At 39.8% G+C, this 3,419-nt stretch carries 3 protein-coding genes (1 of these 3 running past the window's edge); 2 read left to right on the top strand and 1 reads right to left on the bottom strand.

Annotation, left to right across the window (positions count from 1 at the left end; all coding sequences use genetic code 11):
- Positions 1-222, top strand: a 222-nt coding sequence (locus CLV95_RS19110) for a hypothetical protein (RefSeq protein ID WP_207768388.1), incomplete at its 5' end; no start/stop codon positions are given.
- A gap of 164 nt (positions 223-386) precedes the next feature.
- On the opposite strand, the gene CLV95_RS17045 is transcribed toward CLV95_RS19110, so the two are convergent.
- Complete coding sequence (locus CLV95_RS17045) at positions 387-2,399, bottom strand: 1-acyl-sn-glycerol-3-phosphate acyltransferase (RefSeq protein WP_002735265.1); 2,013 nt, start codon at positions 2,397-2,399, stop codon at positions 387-389.
- 336 nt (positions 2,400-2,735) lie between these two features.
- On the opposite strand from CLV95_RS17045, the gene CLV95_RS17035 reads away from it, so the two are divergent.
- Positions 2,736-3,419, top strand: the 5' portion of a protein-coding gene (locus tag CLV95_RS17035; protein WP_002722989.1) for an ATP phosphoribosyltransferase regulatory subunit. 351 nt of this gene lie beyond the right edge of the window; the window shows 684 of its 1,035 coding nt (coding positions 1-684); it begins with the start codon at positions 2,736-2,738; its stop codon lies off the right edge, out of view.

Here is a 3,419-nt window from a genome sequence, read left to right as displayed (position 1 = left end):
TATCAGTCTGATCAATCGTCGCGAATGCTTTTCTCTAACGAGTTAAATTATTGGGTGATTAAAAAAAATGCGAAAAAATATTTACTGCTCCGGATGGGGCGCCATATCAGAGCCGGTCTCAAAACCTCCAAAATGTGGGAACTCCCACGAAAGCTTGACAATAATAAAACCTATTCGAAGGCCGATGATCGTCAAAGGGGAGAGAACTTTTCATTTTATTAAAAATTCAAAATGAATATTTCTGTAGAGGTTTTAAGACCGGTTCTTAGACCTTTCGTAAATTTTAAAATCAGCAGGCAAACAATCTTCGATGAAAAAACGAATATAGATGGACGAAAGAACTCGAAATCTCTACAGATGGAAACGAAACTTAAAAAAATACGATTTCAAACCCTTGCTAATCTGCTTTCCAGCATTTCAATGATTTGATTCACGTTCTTTTTATTGATCACGACTTCGTAAGCAGCCGCAAGAACCGGCGTGTTTTCCGCGGTTATTTTCATCAAATTCGGCATTACCTTAAGGCCATAGAATCCGTTCGACATTCTTTCCGATGGAGAACCGTAAGCGATATCGTATCCCGTCTTTCTATCTTTTGCATCCATTCCGAAACAAGAAAGCATAAAGTCGGTTAAACCGGAAAGACCTAAAAAAGTCTCTGATTGTCCGCCCATCTTGGTGCCGATCGCAGTCATCTCCGCAAAAAAACGATTGGATAAATGAAAGAGAGAATTATCCACATTACCGCCGAAAGTCTGTGTGAAATACCCCTCCACAATTCCCATTGCAAGCGCATAGATCGTTTTCAGAGCGCCTCCCAATTGGACACCTTTGACGTCGGTTGGGATTCTCGCTGGTCTTGGAAAGATATAACCGTTGGTAAAAAGTTTTTGAACTCTTGAAATGAGTGTCTCATTCGACGCGGCTATCTCGAAACCGGAGATTTTTCTTTCCATGATTTGATCCGGATAACAAGCTCCCGCAATTACACCGAGGCGATCGTCTTCCAAACCGAATGCGTTTTGTACTTCGTCGAGAATCAAACCAGTACTTGTAAAACCTTTGATCACGTTAAAGAAAGGCGCCTTGTTTCTATTTAAATAAGGTTGAATTTCCGGATAAACGTTGATGAGTTCCCAAGGATTAGTTCCTTGAATGAATAAGGTAGCGGTCTTTAAAACATCCGGATCGGAAGTAAAAACCAAATTCGGAGGAAGTTTATAAAGAGGGTAGTATTTCAGTTCTCTTCTTTCCGTATTACATTGTTCCGTGTATGCCTGATCTGGATGATAGAGATAAACCAGAATATCCTTGTTTGCAAGAAGAGTGGCGACGGCGATCGACATACTACTTGCGCCGATCACGACGATTTTTTCTTCCGGCTCGTTTGGAACTTTGATGAGAATATTTTTACCGGAAACGTTTCCCTTGTAGAGATTTCTATAAGTTCCGTGTTGGTGCTTATTCAAATTAGAGCCCACAAGAAGAGCAAGATTGTCGATCAAGAATTGCTTTTTATCTCCGTGTTCCGGAAACTGAAGTTGTTCCACTTCCTTAGGAAAAGATTCCATTTGTTTACGGGAAAGCTCCCCGACTAACACAGGTTTACCGATCACAAGCTTTCCGTTCACCTGATTGAAAAGAAGACTTGTCGTCGGGAGAATCTTATCGGTCTTTTCGAGAGAAATGGGGATAATAACCTTATTGGCAACATAATGATAAACGGTTTCCACGAAAGGCATTAGTCTTCCGTCCCTGGAACGGGTCCCTTCCGGGAAAATGGCGACGATTTTACCTTCCGACTGAAGTTTTTGGGAATGACGAAAGGCTCTCATATTGATCTTTGTCATCACGTCGGACAAACTCGGATTATCCGCCATATCCCTTTTGGAGCAGACTAAAAGAGTCCCAAACATATACAAACCGAGTCTCGTAAAATCAGGTTCGTAGGCCAATCTTCCCGCTATAAAAACGAGTTGTTCCGCGATCGATTTTCCTTCGGGCGAACAATTGTAAAGTTGATGAAAAATTGCAGGCGCATCCAAATGAGACAAATGATTGGAAATAAGAGTGATCGGATACTTACCGATTAAAGGTTTAATCGCTTTAAGGTTGTCCACACCTTCCACGGTGAACTGTTTCATGATCGGAGAAAGAAATTCCATCATGAATTCTCGGGAACGTTGTTCGGGAGAGGTATAAACTCCCACGGTTTCCAAAAGATTCGGTTCTTTGAATACTTCCATAACCGGAGGCATCGGAGTTATCGAAGAGAGATGTAAAAATTTTTGAAGAATCTTTTTGGCTTCTTCTTCCGTCATTCCGGAACGTTGGAACAAATGAATGTTTTCAAAAAATTCCTTTTGCCATTTGCCTACGCTGGATTCTTTTTCAGCCATCGTATTACCTTCCTGGTCCGTCCAAAATAAATTCTTTATAACCGTCTAGAATCCGAACTATTCGTATTCCGATAGATTCTATAAACAGATTCGGAATTTAAGATCGTTTTCGAAAATCTCCGCGAAAGAAAATTTCTCAACATTCCCGGAATTTCCGGGCAAACCCTTTGAAAGTGTTCGCCATGTCATTGGATAAAAATCTTACGACGGAAAGAATCTCTTGATCGGTTGATAATCATTCGTTTACATTGGAATTGTCATTCTATTTTTTTAAAAAGGTTTGAAATCTGACGTCTCAGTTTTGAACTGTATTTTGAAACTGAAGTATTCCAAAACATGAATCAAAATCTTCCAGAACCTAGTCAGAAAAAGTGGATCCCAGATGGTTTTCACTTTCTCGGTCCCGAAGACAGCAAGGATAGAAGAATTATATTAGAAACTGTATCCGGGATTCTTAAAAAAAAAGGCTATTCGGAAGTATTCTTACCTGCATTTGATTATAGTTCAACGTTTCTACAGACGATTTCCACTCCAAATTCTTCGTCTTTGTTTCGAATCCGAGATCTTTCCGGAAATGAAATTTCACCTAGTATCGATCTGACCGTTCAAGCGGTTAAGGGGATGGCCGGTTTTTCTCATCAAAGGGAAAATCAAAATATCTTTTATATAGGAAGAATTTTCAGAGAAAGCGCAAAAGGGAGCGTATCTCGAAAAGAAGTTCTTCAAATCGGAGCCGAGTCGATTGGAGTTTCCGGAAAAGAAAACACATTTAAAATTTTGGAAGAATTAAACGAAATTATCAGCATTCTTCCTATCGAAGACAAGCTAACCCTCGTTTTAGGAAACGTGAATCTGTTTCACTCCATCGTTCGGGAATTTAAGTTGAGCCCGAGTGAAATCGAAATCCTTTCCACGCTGCTCTATCAGAAAAATGTAAATGAAATCGAAAGAATTTTCGGAGAAAAAAAGAACAATTCCATTCTGATTCGTTTGTTAAGCGCACTTGTTTTAAATTTCGAT

It is taken from the genome of Leptospira borgpetersenii serovar Javanica, from assembly GCF_003046425.1.
GTDB lineage: Bacteria > Spirochaetota > Leptospiria > Leptospirales > Leptospiraceae > Leptospira > Leptospira borgpetersenii.
This window is presented reverse-complemented; position numbering and strand designations above follow the sequence as displayed.

What these genes read in the sequence shown, in the direction of transcription:
- CLV95_RS17045 (WP_002735265.1), bottom strand. Translation starts at nt 2,399, where the DNA reads ATGGCTGAAAAAGAATCCAGCGTAGGCAAATGGCAAAAGGAATTTTTT.